General features: G+C 72.4%; 15 protein-coding genes. 13 read left to right on the forward strand and 2 right to left on the reverse strand.

From position 1 onward, the window contains the following. Positions 1-16: 16 nt before the first annotated feature. Complete coding sequence (locus IG63_RS0109745; protein WP_245604381.1) at positions 17-1,225, reverse strand: DUF349 domain-containing protein; 1,209 nt, start codon at positions 1,223-1,225, stop codon at positions 17-19. 143 nt (positions 1,226-1,368) lie between these two features. On the opposite strand from IG63_RS0109745, the gene IG63_RS0109750 reads away from it, so the two are divergent. The 6 genes from IG63_RS0109750 (at position 1,369) to IG63_RS0109775 (ending at position 10,146) form a co-directional block, all read left to right on the forward strand. Then, positions 1,369-2,079: an MBL fold metallo-hydrolase gene (locus IG63_RS0109750; RefSeq protein WP_030484180.1), complete on the forward strand. Its 711-nt coding sequence runs from the start codon at positions 1,369-1,371 to the stop codon at positions 2,077-2,079. A gap of 1 nt (position 2,080) precedes the next feature. After that, a complete protein-coding gene (gene hisS / locus IG63_RS0109755) occupies positions 2,081-3,442 on the forward strand; it encodes a histidine--tRNA ligase (protein ID WP_030484181.1) in 1,362 nt (453 codons plus the stop codon). 13 nt (positions 3,443-3,455) lie between these two features. Beyond that, entirely contained in the window at positions 3,456-5,249 is a 1,794-nt protein-coding gene (gene aspS / locus IG63_RS0109760; RefSeq protein ID WP_030484182.1) for an aspartate--tRNA ligase, read from the forward strand. Between the two features lie 295 nt (positions 5,250-5,544). Next, on the forward strand, positions 5,545-7,371 hold the full coding sequence (locus IG63_RS0109765; protein WP_030484183.1) for an ABC transporter family substrate-binding protein: 1,827 nt from the start codon (positions 5,545-5,547) through the stop codon (positions 7,369-7,371). 140 nt (positions 7,372-7,511) lie between these two features. Next, entirely contained in the window at positions 7,512-9,071 is a 1,560-nt protein-coding gene (locus tag IG63_RS0109770) for an ABC transporter permease (protein WP_030484184.1), read from the forward strand. A gap of 28 nt (positions 9,072-9,099) precedes the next feature. Next, on the forward strand, positions 9,100-10,146 hold the full coding sequence (locus IG63_RS0109775; protein WP_030484185.1) for an ABC transporter permease: 1,047 nt from the start codon (positions 9,100-9,102) through the stop codon (positions 10,144-10,146). Between the two features lie 17 nt (positions 10,147-10,163). Here the strand turns inward: IG63_RS0109775 and IG63_RS0109780 are convergent, their stop codons facing one another. Further along, the gene (locus IG63_RS0109780; RefSeq protein WP_051706502.1) at positions 10,164-10,703 is read right to left on the reverse strand and encodes a PH domain-containing protein; all 540 of its coding nucleotides are present in this window, start codon (positions 10,701-10,703) and stop codon (positions 10,164-10,166) included. Positions 10,704-10,777: 74 nt separating this feature from the next. Here IG63_RS0109780 and IG63_RS0109785 point away from each other — a divergent pair, with 74 nt between their 5' ends. The 7 genes from IG63_RS0109785 to mltG are packed head-to-tail and all read left to right on the forward strand — an operon-like array spanning position 10,778 to position 19,189. Beyond that, positions 10,778-12,598, forward strand: a complete 1,821-nt coding sequence (locus tag IG63_RS0109785) for an ABC transporter ATP-binding protein (protein WP_030484187.1) — start codon at positions 10,778-10,780, stop codon at positions 12,596-12,598. Between the two features lie 53 nt (positions 12,599-12,651). Continuing rightward, positions 12,652-14,016, forward strand: a complete 1,365-nt coding sequence (locus IG63_RS0109790) for a replication-associated recombination protein A (protein WP_030484188.1) — start codon at positions 12,652-12,654, stop codon at positions 14,014-14,016. 11 nt (positions 14,017-14,027) lie between these two features. Continuing rightward, positions 14,028-14,537, forward strand: a complete 510-nt coding sequence (locus tag IG63_RS0109795) for a hypothetical protein (RefSeq protein ID WP_030484189.1) — start codon at positions 14,028-14,030, stop codon at positions 14,535-14,537. Positions 14,538-14,560: 23 nt separating this feature from the next. Next, the gene (locus IG63_RS20615) at positions 14,561-14,830 is read left to right on the forward strand and encodes a DUF6167 family protein (protein WP_051706503.1); all 270 of its coding nucleotides are present in this window, start codon (positions 14,561-14,563) and stop codon (positions 14,828-14,830) included. A 2-nt stretch (positions 14,831-14,832) separates the two neighbouring features. Next, positions 14,833-17,523 (forward strand): alanine--tRNA ligase, encoded by a 2,691-nt coding sequence (gene alaS / locus IG63_RS0109805; RefSeq protein ID WP_030484191.1) that lies wholly within the window; start codon positions 14,833-14,835, stop codon positions 17,521-17,523. After that, positions 17,520-18,008, forward strand: coding sequence for a Holliday junction resolvase RuvX (gene ruvX, locus IG63_RS0109810; protein ID WP_245604382.1), 489 nt, complete (start codon positions 17,520-17,522; stop codon positions 18,006-18,008). Before alaS ends, ruvX begins: the two co-directional genes overlap by 4 nt. Before the next feature lie 5 nt (positions 18,009-18,013). Further along, entirely contained in the window at positions 18,014-19,189 is a 1,176-nt protein-coding gene (gene mltG, locus IG63_RS0109815) for an endolytic transglycosylase MltG (protein WP_051706504.1), read from the forward strand. Positions 19,190-19,194: the final 5 nt, after the last annotated feature.

Consider the following 19,194-nt stretch of genomic DNA (forward strand, 5'->3'; position numbering starts at 1 on the left):
GAGTGACCTCTCGGCGTCAGGAGAAGTCGGAGGCGGTACGACGGGCCATCTCGAGGAACTGGCGGCGCGAGCCGAGGGAGTCCTCGAGCTCGGCCACCCGCTTGTCGTCGCCGGCGGCGCGGGCCTTGGCGAGGTCGGCCTCCAGGTCGGCGACGGCGCGCTCGAGCTGACCGAGCAGGTCGCCGGCGCGCGCCGACTTCTCGGGGTCCGAGCGCTGCCACTGATCCTGCTCGACCTGACGGATCGCCTGCTCGACCTTGCGCATCCGGGCCTCGAGCGACTTGACCTGATCGCGGGGCACCTTGCCGGCCGCGTCCCAGCGGTCGGCGATCTCGCGGAAGCGGCGCTTGGTGTCGTCGAGACCCTCGCTGGTGACGGGCAGCAGCGCCTCCGCCTCGCCGAGCAGGGCGACCTTGACCTCGGCGTTGGCGGCGAACTCGCGGTCGAGCTCGGCGTTGGCGGCGTCGCGGGCGCCGAAGAAGGCGTCCTGCGCGGCGCGGAAGCGCTGCCACAGGTCCTCCTCGACCTCGCGGGGCGCGGGGCCCGCGGCCTTCCAGCGCTGCATCAGGTCGCGGTACTTGCCCGAGGTCGGTCCCCACTCGGTCGACTCGCGCAGTGCCTCGGCCTCCCGGAGCAGCCGCTCCTTGACGACGCGCGAGCCCTCGCGCTTCTCGTTGAGCTCGGCGAAGTGCGCCTTGCGGCGTCGGGTGTACGCCGTGCGGGCGCCGGAGAAGCGGTGCCACAGCTCGTCGTCGGTGCGCTTGTCGAGCCGGGGGAGCCCCTTCCACTCCTCGAGCAGGTCACGCAGCCGGTTGACGCCGTTGCGCCAGTCGTTGCCGCGCGAGATCGACTCGGCCTCCTCGGCGATGGCGCGCTTGCGGGTGCGGCTCTCCTCGAGCCGCTGGGCGCGCTCCTCGCGACGCTGACCACGCTGGACGCCGAGGAGCGGGCGGAGCGCGTCGAGGCGGGCCGCCAGCGACACGAGGTCGCCGACCGCGCGCGGCTCGACCAGCTGCTCGGTCACCTGCTCGATCGCCTTGTCGGCCTCGTCGGGCCCCACCTTGCCGCCACGGACCCGCTGCTCGAGCAGGTGCACCTCGAAGGCGAGCGCGTCGTAGCGCTTGGTGAAGAAGGCGAGCGCCTCCTCGGGGGACCCCTCGGGGTACTGGCCCACGGCCTTCTCGCCCTCGGGGGTGGTGACGTAGACGGTCCCGTCGGTGGCCACCCGACCATGGTCCGTCGTGAGGGCTGTCTCCTCTGCGGTCACGTCGGCCACTCTAGCCAAGACCCCGGAGCGGGCTGAGGCGCACCGGAGCCGGACAGTAGGCTGGGCCGGTCCGTCACCGTCCCGACCAGGCAGGAGCCCTCGTGCTGATCGCCGGCTTCCCCGCGGGGCCTTGGGGCACCAACTGCTACGTCGCCGCGACCGGCCCCGGCAGCGAGTGCGTCGTCATCGACCCCGGCAAGGACGCCGCCGCCGGCGTGGCGCAGGTCGTCCGCGAGCAGCGGCTCAAGCCCGTCGCGGTGCTGGTGACCCACGGCCACGTCGACCACATGTGGTGCGTCGCCCCGGTCGCCGGTGCCTACGACGCCACGGCGTGGATCCACCCCGACGACCGCCACCTGCTGACCGACCCGATGGCCGGGATCTCGCCCGAGACCGCCGGCATGCTGCTGGGCGGCGACCACGAGTTCGTCGAGCCCGACGACGTCGCTGAGCTGTCCGACGGCCAGCGGCTGCAGCTGGCGGGGCTCGACTTCGTGGTCGACCACACCCCCGGTCACACGCAGGGCTCGGTCACCTTCCGGTCGCCGTACGAGCAGCAGGAGGTCTCGGAGGTCATGTTCTCCGGCGACCTGCTCTTCGCCGGCTCGATCGGCCGCACCGACCTGCCCGGTGGCGACCACCCGACCATGCTGCGCAGCCTGCGCGAGAAGGTGCTCACGCTGCCCGACGACATCGTGGTGCTGCCCGGCCACGGGGAGCAGACGAGCATCGGCCAGGAGCGGGCGACCAACCCCTTCCTGCGCGAGCTCCAGGACGACGCTCCCAGCCGCCCGGTCACGCGGGGGCTCTGAGATGGCCCGCGTCACCCCGCTGAGCGGGTTCCCCGAGCTGCTGCCCGCCGAGCGGGCCGTCGAGCAGCAGGTGCTGGAGCGGCTGGCGGCCACCTTCGAGCTGCACGGCTTCGCCAACCTCGAGACCCGGGCGGTCGAGCCGCTCGACCAGCTGCTGCGCAAGGGCGAGACCTCCAAGGAGGTCTACGTGCTCAAGCGGCTGCAGGACACCGAGGCGGGCTCCGACGCCGGCATGGGGCTGCACTTCGACCTCACGGTGCCCTTCGCGCGCTACGTGCTCGAGCACGCCGGCAAGCTCGACTTCCCCTTCCGCCGCTACCAGATCCAGAAGGTCTGGCGGGGCGAGCGCCCGCAGGAGGGTCGCTACCGCGAGTTCACGCAGGCCGACATCGACGTGATCGGCCGCGACGTGCTCGACTTCCACCACGACGTCGAGGTGGCCCGGGTGATGGTCGACGCGCTGCGCGGGCTCGACTTCCTGCCCGGCTTCACGCTGCAGGTCAACAACCGCAAGCTGATCCAGGGCTTCTACGCCGGCCTCGGCGCACCCGACGTCGACGCCGTGATGCGTCAGGTCGACAAGCTCGACAAGCTCCCCGAGGACGCCGTCCGCACGGCGCTCGTCGACGAGGCGGGCCTGAGCGAGGAGCAGGCCGGCCGCTGCCTGGCGCTGGCGCGCATCAGCACCTCCGACGCCGGCTTCGTCGACCAGGTCCGTGCCCTCGGCGTCGAGCACCCTCTCCTCGCGGAGGGCCTCGGCGAGCTGGCCGCGGTCGTCGAGGGCTGCGCCACGCTGGTCACCGACCGCGTCGAGGTGGTGGCCGACCTCAAGATCGCGCGAGGGCTCGACTACTACACCGGCACCGTCTTCGAGACCCGGCTGCGCGGCCACGAGGGCCTCGGCTCGATCTGCTCGGGCGGGCGGTACGACGCCCTGGCCACCGACGGGCGCACGACGTACCCCGGGGTCGGCATCTCCTTCGGCGTCAGTCGCACCCTGGTGCCGCTGCTGGCGCAGGGGGCCGTCTCGGCGAGCCGCTCGGTGCCCAGCGCCGTGCTCGTCGCGGTGGGCTCCGAGGACGACCGCCCCGCTAGCGACGCCGTCGCCGACGCGCTGCGCGCCCGGGGCATCCCCTGCGAGGTCGCCCCGAGCGCCGCGAAGTTCGGCAAGCAGATCCGCCACGCCGACCGCCGCGGCATCCCGTACGTCTGGTTCCCCCCGTCCGACGGCGGGGGAGGGCAGAGCCACCAGGTCAAGGACATCCGCGACGGAAACCAGGTGGACTCCGACCCGGCCACCTGGACACCATCGCCCGACGACCTGCGTCCGCAGGTCTCGACCCGCACGCCCACCGACTCCTGAGGAGAACCCCCTCGTGATCCGCACCCACGACGCCGGCACCCTGCGTGCCGACCACGTCGGCCAGACCGTGACCCTCGCCGGTTGGGTGGCCCGTCGCCGTGACCACGGCGGCGTCGCCTTCCTCGACCTGCGAGACGCGAGCGGCGTGGTGCAGGTCGTGGTGCGCGACGAGGAGGTCGCGCACAGCCTCCGCAACGAGTACTGCCTCAAGGTCACCGGCGAGGTCGTCTCTCGCAAGGAGGGGGCGCAGAACCCCAACCTGGCCACCGGTGACGTCGAGGTGGTCACCGCTGAGCTCGAGGTGCTCTCCGAGGCCGCGCCGCTGCCCTTCCCCATCGACGAGCACGTGGAGGTGGGGGAGGAGGCGCGGCTGCGCCACCGCTACCTCGACCTGCGCCGCAGCGGCCCCGCCGCGGCGCTGCGGCTGCGCAGCGAGGTCAACCGGACGGCGCGCGAGGTGCTCCACGGCCACGGCTTCGTCGAGGTCGAGACGCCCACGCTGACCCGCTCGACCCCGGAGGGCGCGCGCGACTTCCTGGTGCCGGCGCGGCTGCAGCCCGGCAGCTGGTACGCCCTGCCGCAGAGCCCGCAGCTCTTCAAGCAGCTGCTGATGGTCGCGGGCATGGAGCGCTACTTCCAGATCGCGCGGTGCTACCGCGACGAGGACTTCCGCGCCGACCGGCAGCCCGAGTTCACCCAGCTCGACCTCGAGATGAGCTTCGTCGAGCAGGACGACGTGATCGCCCTGACCGAGGAGATCCTGGCGAGCCTGTGGCGACTGGTCGACGTCGAGATCCCCACGCCCTTCCCCCGGCTGACCTACGCCGAGGCGATGGCCCGCTACGGCTCCGACAAGCCCGACCTGCGGCTCGACCTCGAGCTGGTCGACTGCACCGACTTCTTCTCCGAGACGCCCTTCCGCGTCTTCCAGGCGCCGTACGTCGGCGCGGTGGTCATGCCCGGTGGGGCGAGCCAGCCGCGCAAGCAGCTCGACGCCTGGCAGGAGTGGGCCAAGCAGCGCGGCGCCCGCGGCCTGGCCTACCTGCTGGTCAAGGACGACGGCGAGCTCGCCGGCCCGGTCGCGAAGAACATCAGCGACGCCGAGCGCGAGGGCATCGCGGCCCACGTCGGTGCGAAGCCGGGCGACTGCATCTTCTTCGGCGCTGGTCCGGCGAAGTCGAGCCGCGCGCTGCTGGGCGCGGCCCGGCTCGAGGTGGGCCGGCGCTGCGACCTGCTCGACGAGAGCGCCTGGGCCTTCTGCTGGGTCGTCGACGCACCGCTCTTCGAGCCCGCCTCCGACGCCGTCGCAGCCGGTGACGTCGCCGTCGGCGGCGGCCAGTGGACCGCCGTGCACCACGCCTTCACCAGCCCGCAGGACCTCGACGACTTCGACGCCGACCCCGGTCAGGCGCTGGCGTGGGCCTACGACGTCGTGTGCAACGGCAACGAGATCGGCGGCGGCTCGATCCGGATCCACCGGCGCGACGTGCAGGAGCGCGTCTTCGCGCTGATGGGCATCGACGCCGAGGCGGCGCAGGAGAAGTTCGGCTTCCTGCTCGACGCCTTCGCCTACGGCGCCCCGCCGCACGGCGGCATCGCCTTCGGGTGGGACCGGATCTGCGCGCTGCTCTCCGGCACCGACTCGATCCGCGAGGTGATCGCCTTCCCCAAGAGCGGTGGCGGCTTCGACCCGCTGACCCAGGCCCCGGCGCCCATCACCGAGCAGCAGCGCAAGGAGGCCGGCGTCGACGCGGTGCAGGCCGCCGAGAAGAGCGCCGAGAAGCACGCCGAGACGCAGGACGCGTAGCCCCACGGCGTACGCCGGGGTCGGGAAGGGCCACGGCGCCGCAGGCGGCACGGCGCAAGCCTGCCCGCGCTGGGCGCCCGCCGGCGGAGATCTGCGCGTGCTCGCGCCCCCGCGGCGGAGGAGCGCGGCGGGGCGGGCAGGCGTACGTCGCGCCTTGGTAACGATCCGGTCGACATCGGGTCACAGGGGTTAACCCGGACCATCCCGTGTGCCTAGGGTCGCTGCGATCAGTCAGGACGTGACTGACGTCGACTGCAGGCCCTCATCCGTCGGGCCGCGCGCAGAAGGAGACCACGTGAGAAACAAGCGTCTGTTCGGCATCGGTGCCGTCGTGGCGTCGCTCGCCATGATCGGCACGGCGTGTGGCGCGCCCGCCGCCGACGAAGGTGACGGCGGCAACTCTGACCAGCCGACCTCGCTCAACCTCGGCTGGAACCAGCCGTTCTTCTCGTACAACGGTGACACGTCGGACGGCAACGCCACGGCGAACAACAACATCAAGTACCTGATGAACAAGCAGTTCTGGTACGTCGACGCCGAGGGCAACATCCAGCAGGACACCAGCTTCGGCACCTACGAGCAGACCAGCGAGGACCCGCTGACGGTCGAGTACGCCGTCAACGAGGACATGACCTGGTCCGACGGCGTCCCCGTCGACGCCGCCGACCTGCTGCTGTGGTGGGCCGCCGGCTCCGGCCAGCGCAACAGCGTCAGCACCGACGACGTCCGTCGCGACGAGGCGACCGGTGCGGCCGACCCGCGTGAGAACCAGGTCTTCTTCGACACCTCCTCGCCCGGCCTCGAGCTGGTCACCGACCTGCCCGAGCTCAGCGAGGACGGCCAGGGCCTGACCCTGGTCTACGACGAGCCCTTCGCCGACTGGCAGTACGACATGAGCGTCTCGGTGCCCGCCCACATCGTGGCGATGCGCGCGCTCGACATCGACGACCCGGCCGAGGCCAAGCAGGCCCTCATCGACGCCATCGTCAACAACGACGAGGAGGCGCTCGCGCCGATCTCGCAGTTCTGGAACGACGGCTTCGACTACACCTCGATGCCCGACGACGAGGGCCTGGCCCTCTCCAACGGCGCCTACGTCATGACCGAGTTCGTCGAGAACCAGTACATGACGCTCGAGGCCAACGAGGACTACGCCGGCGAGCAGGGCGCCTCCATCGACCAGCTCACCGTGCGCTGGAACGAGGACCCGCTGGCCCAGGTGCAGGCGCTGGAGAACGGCGAGATCGACATGATGTCGCCGCAGGTCACCACCGACGTGGCGCAGGCCGCCGAGGAGGTGCCCAACGTCGCCATCGAGACCGGCGTCGAGGGCACCTACGAGCACATCGACCTCGTGCTCAACAACGGTGGTCCCTTCGACCCCGAGAGCTACGGCGGCGACGAGGAGACCGCGCTGGCCGTGCGCCAGGCCTTCCTCGCCGCGATGCCCCGCAACGAGATCGTCGAGCGGCTGATCCAGCCGATCAACGCCGAGGCCGAGGTCCGCAACTCCTTCCTGCGCACCCAGGGCACGCCGGGCTACGACGAGATCGTGGCGCAGAACGGCACCTCGGAGTACGCCGAGACCGACCCGCAGCGCGCCCAGCAGCTGCTGGAGGAGGCCGGGGTCGACACCCCGATCGACGTCCGCGTCATGTACGCCGCCGACAACGTGCGTCGTGCCAACACCTTCCAGCTGATGCAGCCGGCGCTCCGCGAGGCGGGCTTCAACCTGATTGACGGGCAGAACCCCGACTGGGGCTCCAAGCTCGGCGACGGCACCTACGACGCGGTCTTCTTCGGCTGGCAGTCGACGACCCCCGCGGTCTCCTCCGACCAGGCCATCTTCGGCACGGGCGGCATCAACAACCTCAACGGCTACAGCAACGAGGAGGTCGACGAGCTCTTCGACCAGCTGGTGCTGACCACCGAGGAGTCGGAGCAGGTGGAGCTGCAGGTCCAGATCGAGCAGCAGCTCGTCGAGGACGCGATCGGTCTGACGATCTACCAGTTCCCGTCGGCCAACATCTCCAACGAGACCCGCGTGACCGGCCTCGAGCCGGCCACCCTGGCCCCGACGATGTTCTACGGCTTCTGGAACTGGGAGGTTCCGGAGGGCTGAGCCCTCACGGGGTCGCCGGCCTCCGCGGAGGCCGGCGACCCTGGCAACCCCCACACGTGGTGGGTACCGTCGTGCGGTGCCCACCACGTGCCGTGCCCGGCCCTTCCGCATGCTGAACCTGCCCAGGCGGTACTGACCCCATGGTTGTCTTCTTCGTCAAGCGGCTGCTGATGTCGCTGCTCGTCGTGCTGGTCTCGACGCTGCTGATGTACGTCCTGGTCGACATCGCGATCGACCCCCTCTTCGACCTGCGCACCAGCACCTCGCCCAACCGCGAGGAGCTGATCGCCCGACGCGTCGCCGAGCTCCGGCTCGACGAGCCGGTGCTCGTGCGCTACCTCGACTGGCTGCGCGGTGCCAGCGGCTGCCTCTACGGCCAGTGCGACCTCGGCTCCAACTGGCAGAGCGACCAACCCGTCACCGCCCTGCTCGGCGGCGCGATCCTGACCACGATCCAGCTGGTGACCGCCGCGACCGTGCTCGCCATCGTGCTCGGCGCCTTCGTCGGCATCGTCAGCGCGCTGCGGCAGTACAGCGGCTTCGACTACTCGATCACCTTCCTGTCCTTCCTGCTCTACTCGCTGCCCGTCTTCTGGGTGGCGGTGCTGGCCAAGGTCTTCCTGGCCATCAACTTCAACAACTTCCTGGGACGGGACAGCTCCACGCTCGGCTGGCTGACGGTGGTCGTGGTGTCGGTCTTCGTGGGCCTCACGATCATGGCCGCGCTGGGTGGCTCCCGGACCCGCCGGCTGCAGGTCTTCGGCGCCGCTGCCGGCATCACCCTGGTGCTGCTCGTCTACCTCAACCTGACCAACTGGTACGCCAACCCCTCGATCGGCATCGTGATCATCGCGCTCAGCTCGGTCGGCTGGGCCTACGTGATGACGATCCTCTCCACGGGTCTGCGCAACCGGAAGGCGCTCTACTCCGCGCTCACCGTGGCCGCCCTCGGCGCCGTGCTGTGGCTGCCGATGCTCTACGTCTGGCAGTACGCCCGGTCGGCGGGCATCCTCGGCTGGCCCCTGGTGCTGGGCCTCTTCGTGGTGGCGCTGGCCGTCGCCGCCGGCGTCGGCTACGCCTGGGGCGGCCCCGACCGCGGCAGCTCGGCCCGCACGGCGGTGCTGACCGCCATCCCGGTGTCGATGATGCTCTTCGTCGACCGGCTGCTGCAGAGCTGGCAGTCCTACAACGACAACATCGCCATCCGCGGGCGGCCCATCGCGACGATCGGCCGGGTGACCCCCAACTTGCAGGGCGACTTCTGGATCCAGACCCTCGACGTCGCCACCCACCTGGTGCTGCCGACGGCGACGCTGGTGCTGATCTCCTTCGCCACCTACACCCGCTACACCCGGGCCTCGATGCTCGAGGTGATGAACCAGGACTACATCCGCACGGCGAGGTCGAAGGGTCTGACCGAGCGCACCGTGGTGATGCGGCACGCCTTCCGCAACGCGCTGCTGCCGCTGGCCTCGATCGTGCCCGTCGACATCATCACGCTGATCGGCGGCGCGGTGATCACCGAGACGGTCTTCGGCTGGTTCGGCATGGGGCGGCTCTTCGCGGCCTCGCTCGCCGACAACGTCATCGACCCGGTGATGGCCTACATCCTGATCGTCGGCATCCTGGCGGTCCTCGCCAACTTCGTCGCCGACCTCGTCTACGCCGTGCTCGACCCGCGGATCCGGGTGGCGGCATGAGCGCCCACGACGCGAGAGGAGGCCGGCGATGAGCCTGCCCACCGACCCCCCCGGCACCACGGAGGACACCAACGAGAACGCCATCGAGCTGCGCTCGGTGGAGGGTCTCTCGCAGGGGCAGATCGTCCGGCGCAAGTTCTTCCGGCACCGCGGCGCGGTCGTCGGCCTAGCCACGCTGGTGGGGCTGATGGTGCTGGCCTACACCTCGATCGGCATCTTCGGCTCGCCGGGCTGGTGGAAGTGGGACCCGACGACCCCGCTGCCGGTGCAGAACGGCACCGACCCGACGCTGTCCCTCCCGGGGTGGCTCGGCGGGTCCGGCTTCGCGATCGGCGACCACCCCTTCGGTCAGGACGAGATCGGGCGCGACATCTTCGCGCGCACCATGCGGGGCACCCAGACCTCGATCAACATCATGCTGCTGATCAGCATCGTGGCGGCGCTCGTCGGCATCGTGGTCGGCGCGCTGGCCGGCTTCTACCGCGGGGCGGCCGACAACGCGCTGATGCGCCTGACCGACCTCTTCCTCACCTTCCCGATCATCGTGATCGGCGCGGTGCTCGGGAAGCTCGCGGGCGGCTCGGGCACGCTCTACCTCGGGCTGGCGCTGGGCGCCGTGAGCTGGCCGACGCTGGCCCGTCTGGTGCGTGGTGAGTTCCTGACGCTGCGCGAGCGCGAGTTCGTCGACGCGGCGCGCGTCGCCGGGGCCAGCGACATCCGCATCATGCGCAAGCACATCATCCCCAACGCCATGGGCGTGATCATCGTCAACACCACGCTGCTCGCGTCGGCCGCGGTGCTGCTCGAGGTGGCGCTGAGCTACCTGGGCTTCGGCATCCGCAGCCCAGACGTCTCGCTCGGCCAGATGATCAGCGAGTACCAGTCGGCCTTCTCCACGCGGCCGTGGCTCTTCTGGTGGCCGGGCCTCTTCATCATCGTGATCGCGCTGACCGTCAACTTCATTGGCGACGGGCTGCGCGACGCCTTCGACCCGCGGCAGAAGAAGATCCCCTCCGAGCGCGAGATGCGCAAGGCGCTGCAGGACGAGAAGTCCCCCGCGGGGACGACGTCGTGACCCGCCGCGACCCGGGGTCAGCCCACGGCCAGCAGGGCGGGCCCCGCCGCGGCGCACAGCCCGAGCAGGAGCACCGCCAGCAGGGTGCCCCGGTGCCAGGTGACCGCCAGGTCGGGCCGCTCCAGCACCCGTCGGTCGAGGAAGCCGGCGTCGCGCAGCGCCTCCCAGCGCTCGCGCACGACGACGGCGGCCCGGCTGTCCTGCCGGCGCGCGCGGGCCGTGCCCGACGGTGCCTGGGCACCCCAGGCCTGCACCGCGCCGTACGCCGTCACCAGGCGCAGGCCGTAGCGGCCCTCGACCTCCTCGACGGCGGGCCACGGCACGTGCACGCTGCGCAGCGTGTTGACGACGAGCACGCCCCCGTCGGAGACCTCGACGCCCGGGCGCCAGAAGGCCGCCCAGCCCAGCAGCGCGAAGAGCGCCAGCAGTGCGGCGTACCGCAGGGTGACGGCCGAGCCCGCCGCCAGCGTGGCCACCGCGCCGAGCGCCCCCACCGCGACCATCGTCGCCCCGAGGGCCCGTGCCGCGCGCGAGCGCAGCACGACGGTCTCTCCCATGCGACCAGCCTGTCAGACCTGCCGGCCGTCGCGGCCACCCCGACCGCCCGCATGGTGACCCGAGAGGTGACTCAGTGAGCAGCAACCGTCCCGACCAGCCCGTCCGCGACGACGCGTCCGAGGAGGGCTTCGACCGCGACGCCCCGCTGCTGGAGGTCGAGGACCTCAGCGTCGCCTTCTACGTCGACGGCGAGTGGGTCCCCGCGGCGCGCAACCTCGACTACTACGTCGACGCCGGAGAGGTCCTCGCGATCGTCGGCGAGTCCGGCTCGGGCAAGACGCAGTCGTCGATGTCGCTGCTCGGGCTGCTGCCCTCCAACGGTCGCGCCACCGGCAGCGCCCGGCTCCGGGGCAAGGAGCTCATCGGCCTCCGGGGCGCCGCCCAGCGGCGGGTGCGCGGCAAGGAGATCGCCGTCATCTTCCAGGAGCCGATGACGGCGATGAACCCCGTCTACACGATCGGCTTCCAGATCGTGGAGACGCTGCGCTCGCACTTCGACATGAGCCCCAAGAAGGCCAAGGAGCGGGCGCTGGAGCTGCTGCGCCTGGTGGAGATCCCCGAGCCCGAGCGGCGCTTCGACGCCTTCCCGCACCAGCTCTCCGGCGGCCAGCGGCAGCGCGCCATGATCGCCCAGGCGCTCGCCTGCGAGCCCCAGCTGCTCGTGGCCGACGAGCCCACCACCGCGCTCGACGTCACGGTGCAGGCCGAGATCCTCAAGCTGATGCGCGACCTGCGCCACCGGGTCAACGCCGGCATCGTGCTGATCACCCACGACATGGGCGTCGTCGCCGACATGGCCGACCGGATCCTGGTGATGCAGCACGGGCGCGTGGTCGAGAGCGGCACGGCCGAGCAGATCTTCGGCGCTCCGCAGCACCCCTACACCCAGCAGCTGCTGGGGTCGGTGCCCCACTTCGGTGCCGTCACGTCGGGCGAGGCCGACAAGGTGACCGGCGTGGTGCCGGACGAGGTGCCCGACGAGGCACCGGACCAGGCGACGTCCACGACGGGCGACACCTGGGCGAAGGCGCCCGGGAGGGCGGAGGAGCGCGCCGGGCGCGGCCCCATCTTCGTGGCCGAGAACATCGTGCTGGAGTACCCCAAGCGCGGCAACCAGCCGGTCTTCCGCGCCATCGACGACGTGTCGCTGACCATCCAGCCCGGCGAGGTGGTCGGGCTCGTGGGGGAGTCCGGCTCCGGCAAGACCACCATCGGCCGGGCCGCGATGGGGCTGCTGCCGGTGGCCGGCGGCAGCTTCGAGGTCGCCGGCGTGCAGCTGGCCGGCGCCAAGCGCAAGGCGCTCAAGCCGCTGCGCGACAAGGTCGGCATCGTCTTCCAGGACCCGGGCTCCTCGCTCAACCCCCGGCTCCCCGTAGGTGAGTCGATCGGCGAGCCGCTCTACCTGCACCGGGGCCTGCGCGGCAAGGAGCTCAGCGCCGAGGTCGAGCGACTGCTCGACGGCGTGCACCTGCAGCGCGGCTTCCGCAACCGCTACCCCCACGAGCTGTCGGGAGGGCAGCGCCAGCGCGTCGGCATCGCCCGGGCGCTCGCGCTCGAGCCCGACCTGCTCGTGGCCGACGAGCCCACCTCGGCGCTCGACGTGTCGGTGCAGGCCAAGGTGCTCGCGCTCTTCCAGGAGCTGCAGCGAGAGCAGGGCTTCGCGTGCCTCTTCATCAGCCACGACCTCGGGGTCGTGGAGCTGCTGGCCTCGCGGATCGCGGTCCTGCTCCACGGCAAGCTGGTCGAGGTCGGCCCCACCGAGCAGATCGTCCACCACCCCCAGCACGACTACACCCGACGCCTCGTCGCCGCGGTGCCCGTGCCCGACCCCGCCGAGCAGCGCCGCCGCCGCGAGGCCCGCGACGCCCTCATCGCCGAGGCCGGCGTCTCCTGACGCCGACCGGGCTCGGCGTACACGCGCGCCTGGTGGACTCGTAGGGTCAGGGGGTGGACGGCCTCTTCGAGTACGACGCTCCCGGTGCGGAGCCGGCGGCGTCCGGGGGGAGCCTGGCGGGCAACGAGCACGCGTCGGCGCCGCTCGCGGTGCGGATGCGGCCGCGGACCCTCGAGGAGCTGGTCGGTCAGCAGCACCTGCTCCAGCCCGGGGCGCCGCTGCGGCGCCTGGTGGAGGGCGACCAGCCCATGTCGCTGCTGCTGTGGGGACCCCCGGGCACCGGCAAGACCACGATCGCCTCCGTGCTGAGCCGTCAGACCGACCGGCAGTTCGTCGAGGTCTCGGCGGTCGCCGCCGGGGTCAAGGAGGTCCGGGCCGCCATCGACGGCGCCCGCAAGCGGCTGGTGCGCACCGGTCAGGAGACGGTGCTCTTCGTCGACGAGGTGCACCGCTTCACCAAGGCGCAGCAGGACGCCCTGCTGCCGGGCGTCGAGAACCGCTGGGTCACCCTCGTGGCCGCCACCACCGAGAACCCCTTCTTCTCCGTGATCTCGCCGCTGCTCTCGCGCTCCCTGCTGCTCACGCTGGAGCCCCTCACCGACGACGACGTGCGTGACGTCGTACGCCGCGCGCTCGTCGACGAGCGCGGCCTGGCCGGTGAGCTGGAGATCGACGAGGAGGCCCTCGACCACCTCGTGCGGCTGGCCGGGGGTGACGCACGGCGTTCGCTGACCTACCTGGAGGCGGCGGCCGGCGCGGCCGCCACGGAGACCGACGGCCCGGGCCGCATCGACCTCGCCACCACCGAACGCGCCGTCGACCGCGCCGCCGTGCGCTACGACCGGCAGGGCGACCAGCACTACGACGTGACCAGCGCCTTCATCAAGTCGATCCGCGGCTCCGACGCCGACGCCGCGATGCACTACCTGGCGCGGATGGTCGAGGCGGGGGAGGACCCGCGCTTCATCGCCCGCCGGCTGGTGATCCTGGCCAGCGAGGACGTCGGCCTCGCCGACCCGACCGCGCTGCCGGCAGCCGTCGCCGCGGCGCAGGCGGTGCAGCTGATCGGCATGCCCGAGGCGCGGCTCAACCTCGCCCAGGCCACCCTGCACCTGGCGCTGGCCCCGAAGAGCAACGCCGTCATCAAGGCGATCGACGCCGCCAGCGCCGACGTCCGGGCGGGCAAGGTCGGCCCGGTGCCGCCCCACCTGCGCGACGCGCACTACGGCGGCTCCAAGAAGCTCGGCCACGGCACCGGCTACAAGTACGCCCACGACGAGCCCTACGGCATCGCCGAGCAGCAGTACGCGCCCGACGTCGTCGCCGACGCGACCTACTACGAGCCGACCGCGCTCGGCGCCGAGGCGGGCCTGCGGGAGCGGTGGGAGCGCGTCCGGCGCCGCGTGCGGGGCGGGTAGGGTCTCTCGGCATGGACCGGACCGTGGTGCTCGTCGGGGGCGGGCTGCTGCTCGCGCTGGCGCTCGCCTGCGCCGGCCTGCTGCTGCTCGCCCGGCGCGACCGCGCCCGTGCCGAGGCCGACGCGGCCGCGGCCCGCGCCGAGACCGCGCGGCTCGAGCAGCGCCTGGGCGAGCTGGCCGACCGGCTCGACGCCGTGGCCGACGCCCGGCGGGGGCGCGAGGAGGCGTCGTACCTGATCACCGACGCCGGCGACCGCACGCCCGCCCCGATGCTCGACGACCGGCTGGTGCTCAGCGCGGCGGTGGGTGAGCCGCTGGTCAGGGCGGTCGCGCTGACCCACGGCGTGCGCCGCGCGCTCGGGGCCGAGTCGCGCCACCGGATCCGCTTCGCGATGCGCCAGGAGAGCCGCCGCGCGCGCAAGCAGCGGCGCCGTGAGATGCGCGAGGTGTGGCTGGCCCACAAGCGCGCCGAGCGCGACCCCCGCCGCACCGAGCAGTCCGAGGCGGCCAACGCCGCATGAGGAGCCGACGATGAGCCGGCCCCGTGGGTAGGGCGGCGTGGTTCGTCGCGGGTGCCGCCGCCGGTGTCTACGGCGTCGTGCGCGCCCGCCGCGCCGCCGAGACGCTCACCCCCGACGGGCTGCGTGACCGTGCCGCCGGGTTGAGCCTGGGCGCCCAGCTCTTCGCCCAGGAGGTCCGCACCGGCATGGCCGAGAAGGAGACCGAGCTGCGCGAGCGCCTGCACCTCGTGGGCTCCACCGACAGCCCCGCCCTCGAAGCAGGCACGACCGAGCCCGACCAGGAGGACCGCTAGTCATGGACACCGCCGAGATCCGCCGCCGCTTCGTCGCGCACTTCGAAGCCGCCGGCCACACGGCCGTGCCCTCGGCGTCGCTGCTGGTGCCCGACCCGACGCTGCTCTTCGTCAACGCCGGCATGGTGCCCTTCAAGCCCTACTTCCTGGGCCAGGAGACGCCGCCGTACCCCCGCGCCACGAGCGTGCAGAAGTGCATCCGCACCCCCGACATCGAGGACGTCGGCAAGACCACGCGGCACGGCACCTTCTTCGAGATGTGCGGCAACTTCAGCTTCGGCGACTACTTCAAGCAGGGCGCCATCGAGCTCGCCTGGGAGCTGGTGACCAAGCCGGTCGCCGACGGCGGCTTCGGCCTGGAGGAGAGCCGGCTCCACCCCAGCGTGCTCGCCGGCGACGACGAGGCGCTGGCGCTGTGGTGCAAGGTGACCGGCCTGCCCGAGAGTCGCATCGTCAAGCTCGGCCCGAAGGAGAACTACTGGTCGATGGGGGTGCCCGGACCCGGCGGCCCCTGCTCGGAGATCCTCTACGACCGCGGCCCGGCCTACGGGCCCGACGCCGACTGGGCGGCCATGGGCACCGACATGGACCCCGCGCTCGAGGACCGCTACCTGGAGATCTGGAACCTCGTCTTCATGCAGGACGAGCTCTCCGAGGTGCGCTCCAAGAGCGACTTCGACATCTCCGGGTCGCTGCCGAAGAAGAACATCGACACCGGCATGGGCCTCGAGCGCGTCGCCTTCCTGCTGCAGGGCCGGGAGAACATGTACGAGATCGACGTCATGTTCCCCGTGATCCAGCGCGCCGAGGAGCTCACCGGCAAGCGGTACGGCGCCGACGCGGGCGACGACGTGCGGATGCGCGTCGTGGCCGACCACGTGCGCTCCTCGATGATGCTCATCGGCGACGGCGTCACGCCCGGCAACGAGGGACGCGGCTACGTGCTGCGGCGGCTGCTCCGGCGCGCCGTGCGCTCGATGCGGCTGCTGGGGTACGCCGACCCGGCGCTGCCCGAGCTGATGCCCGTCAGCCGCGACCGGATGGGCGAGACCTACACCGACCTGGTCACCGACTGGGAGCGCATCGCGCGGGTGGCCTACAACGAGGAGCAGGTCTTCCGGCAGACGCTGGCCACCGGCACCACGATCTTCGACACCGCGGCCGCCCAGGTGCGCGACTCGGGCGGATCCTCGCTGAGCGGGTCGCAGGCCTTCACGTTGCACGACACCTACGGCTTCCCGATCGACCTCACCCTCGAGATGGCCTCCGAGAAGGGCCTGGAGGTCGACGAGGCGGGCTTCCGCGGCCTGATGGCCGAGCAGCGGGAGCGCGCCAAGGCCGACGCGCGCGCCAAGCGCGGCAAGCACGCCGACACCGGCGTCTACCGGGGGCTGCTCGACGCCTCGGGGCCGACCGAGTGGCTGGCCTACGACACGCTGCGCACCGAGTCGACCGTGCTCGCGGTGCTGCGCGAGGGCGCGGCCGTCGACGCGCTGGGCGCCGGCGAGGTCGGCGAGCTCGTGCTCGACCGCACGCCCTTCTACGCCGAGTCGGGCGGCCAGGCCGCCGACGCCGGCACGATGGCCTGGGACGGCGGCGCCGTCGAGGTGCTCGACGTGCAGCGGCCGGTGCGCGGGCTGGTGGTGCACCAGGTGCGCGTCACCGACGGCGAGCTGCGCGCCGGCACGCCCTTGGTGGCCCAGGTCGACCCGCAGTGGCGCCTGGGCGCCCGGCAGGCCCACTCCGGCACCCACGTCGTGCACGCGGCCCTGCGCGAGGTGCTCGGCCCCTCGGCCCTGCAGTCGGGCTCCTACAACCGGCCCGGCTACCTGCGGCTCGACTACGGCTGGACGACGGCGCTCTCGCCGGAGCAGCTGCACGCCGTGGAGGAGGTCTCCAACGCGGCGCTGCGGGAGGACCTTCCCGTGTCGTCGCAGTACATGACGCTGGAGGAGGCCAAGGAGTGGGGCGCGATCGCGCTCTTCGGCGAGACCTACGACAACAGCGCGGTGCGCGTCGTCGAGATCGGCGGCCCGTGGTCGCGCGAGCTCTGCGGCGGCACGCACGTCGACCACGCCTCGCAGGTCGGCACGGTGGTGCTGACCTCGGAGTCGTCCGTCGGCTCGGGCAGCCGACGGGTCGAGGCCCTGGTCGGCCTGGAGGGCTACGCCTACCTGGCCAAGGAGCGCGACCTGGTCGGCCAGCTGACCTCGATGCTCAAGGTGCAGCCCGACCAGCTGCCCACGCGGGTCGCCGACGTCGTCGAGCGGCTGCGCACCACCGAGAAGGAGCTGGAGCGGCTCCGGCTGCAGCAGCTGCTGGGGTCGGCCGCCGACCTGGTGGCGGGGGCCGAGGACGTCGCCGGCGTCTCCTTCGTCGGGACCGTGGCATCGGGTGCCGCCGGCAACGACGTGCGCACGCTCGCGCTCGACGTGCGCGGCCGGCTGCCCGGCGACCGCCCCGGCGTCGCCGCGGTCATCGGCGAGGCCAAGGGACGTCCGTCGCTGGTGGTCGCCGTCAACGAGGCGGGGCAGGCCGCGGGCGTGTCGGCGTCCGACCTGGTGCGGGCGGGCTCCGAGCAGCTCGGCGGCAAGGGTGGTGGCAAGGCCGACGTGGCGCAGGGCGGTGGCACCGACCCGACGAAGGCCGACGACGCGATCGCCGCGATCCGCCGGGCGCTCGCCCAGCGGTGAGCGAGCCGGCCCCGGTGCGCGGCGTACGCCTCGGCATCGACCCGGGCGAGGCCCGGATCGGGGTCGCGTCGAGCGACCCCTCGGGCATCCTCGCGACCCCCGTGGAGACCGTCAGGCGCGGTGACGGCGACCTCGACCGCCTGGCCGCGCTCGTCGAGGAGCTCGGCGCGGTGCTGGTCTACGTCGGTCTGCCGCGCTCGATGTCCGGGGGAGAGGGACCCTCGGCCGGTAGGGTTCGAGCATTCGCCGGCGACCTCGCCAGACGGGTCCATCCCTGTCCGGTGCGGCTCACCGACGAGCGCCTGAGCACCGTGACCGCCGAGGGGCAGTTGCGGGCCCAGGGCCGCAAGGGCAGGAAGCGCCGGGCGGTGGTCGACCAGGCCGCCGCGGTGGTGATCCTGCAAGGAGCGCTGGAGAGGGAGCGGCTGACCGGTGGCACGCCGGGGGAGCCCGTGACCGTGACCGGCCACGACGAGAGCGACTGAGCCAGGTGGACGACGGACGCGCGGCCGACCCCGGTCCCGACGTGGAGACCGACGACGACCGCCTCCTCGGCGACGACGAGTGGGTGACGGCGCCGCCCCGGCGCCGGCGCGCCCGCAGCTGCCTGCCGGTCCTGCTGGTGCTGGCGGTGCTGGGCTCGGTGCTGTGGTTCGGCGGGCGGTGGGCCTTCGAGGAGCTGAGCACCAGGCTCGCCGGTCCGGAGGACTTCGAGGGACCCGGCACCGGCGAGGTGCTGGTCCAGGTGCCCGAGGGGGCGACCTCGGTCGACATCGGGCGCGACCTGAAGGACCAGGGCGTGGTGGCGAGCGTCGAGGCCTTCACCGCCGCCGCCCGCGAGGACGCCGCCTCGGTCAACATCCAGGTCGGCTTCTACGAGCTGCAGCGCGAGATGCGGGCCGAGGACGCTCTGGCCGTGCTCGTCGACCCCGACAACCTGGTGCAGGCCACCGTCACCGTGCCCGAGGGCCTGCAGGTGCGGCAGGTGCTCGGCGTGCTGGCCGAGGAGACCGACTTCTCGCGCCGCCAGTTCGCCCGGGCGCTGCGCAACCCCGAGCTGGGCCTGCCCGACTACGCCGACGGCAATGCCGAGGGCTACCTCTTCCCGGCGACCTACACCGTCGGCCCGCGCGACACGCCGCTGTCGATCCTGCAGCAGATGGTGGGCCGCTGGCGCCAGGCCGCCGACGACGCGGGGCTGGAGGAGCGCGCCGAGGAGCTGGGCAAGACCCCCGCGGAGCTGATGATCATCGCCTCGCTGGTGGAGGCCGAGGGCCGGGGCGAGGACCTGCCCAAGGTCGCGCGGGTGATCTACAACCGGCTCGACGGCCCCGGCGACAAGGGCGGCACCAACGGCCTGCTGCAGGTCGACGCCGCCAACGCCTACGGCATCGGCGAGTCGGGCAACGTCGCGCTCAGCGCCGAGCAGCTCGCCGAGGACACGCCGTACAACACCAGGCTCTACCCGGGGCTGCCGCCCACGCCGATCGAGAACCCCGGCGAGGCGGCGATCGCGGCAGCCGTGCAGCCGGCCGACGGCCCCTGGTACTACTACGTCACCGTCGACCTGCGCACGGGTGAGACCCGATTCTCCGAGACCTACGAGGAGTTCCTGGAGAACAGGCGGGTCTACCAGGAGTACTGCGAGACCTCCGATGCCTGCTGAGGCCG

Origin of the sequence: Nocardioides aequoreus, assembly GCF_000720335.1 — a bacterium.
Lineage (GTDB): Bacteria > Actinomycetota > Actinomycetes > Propionibacteriales > Nocardioidaceae > Marmoricola > Marmoricola aequoreus.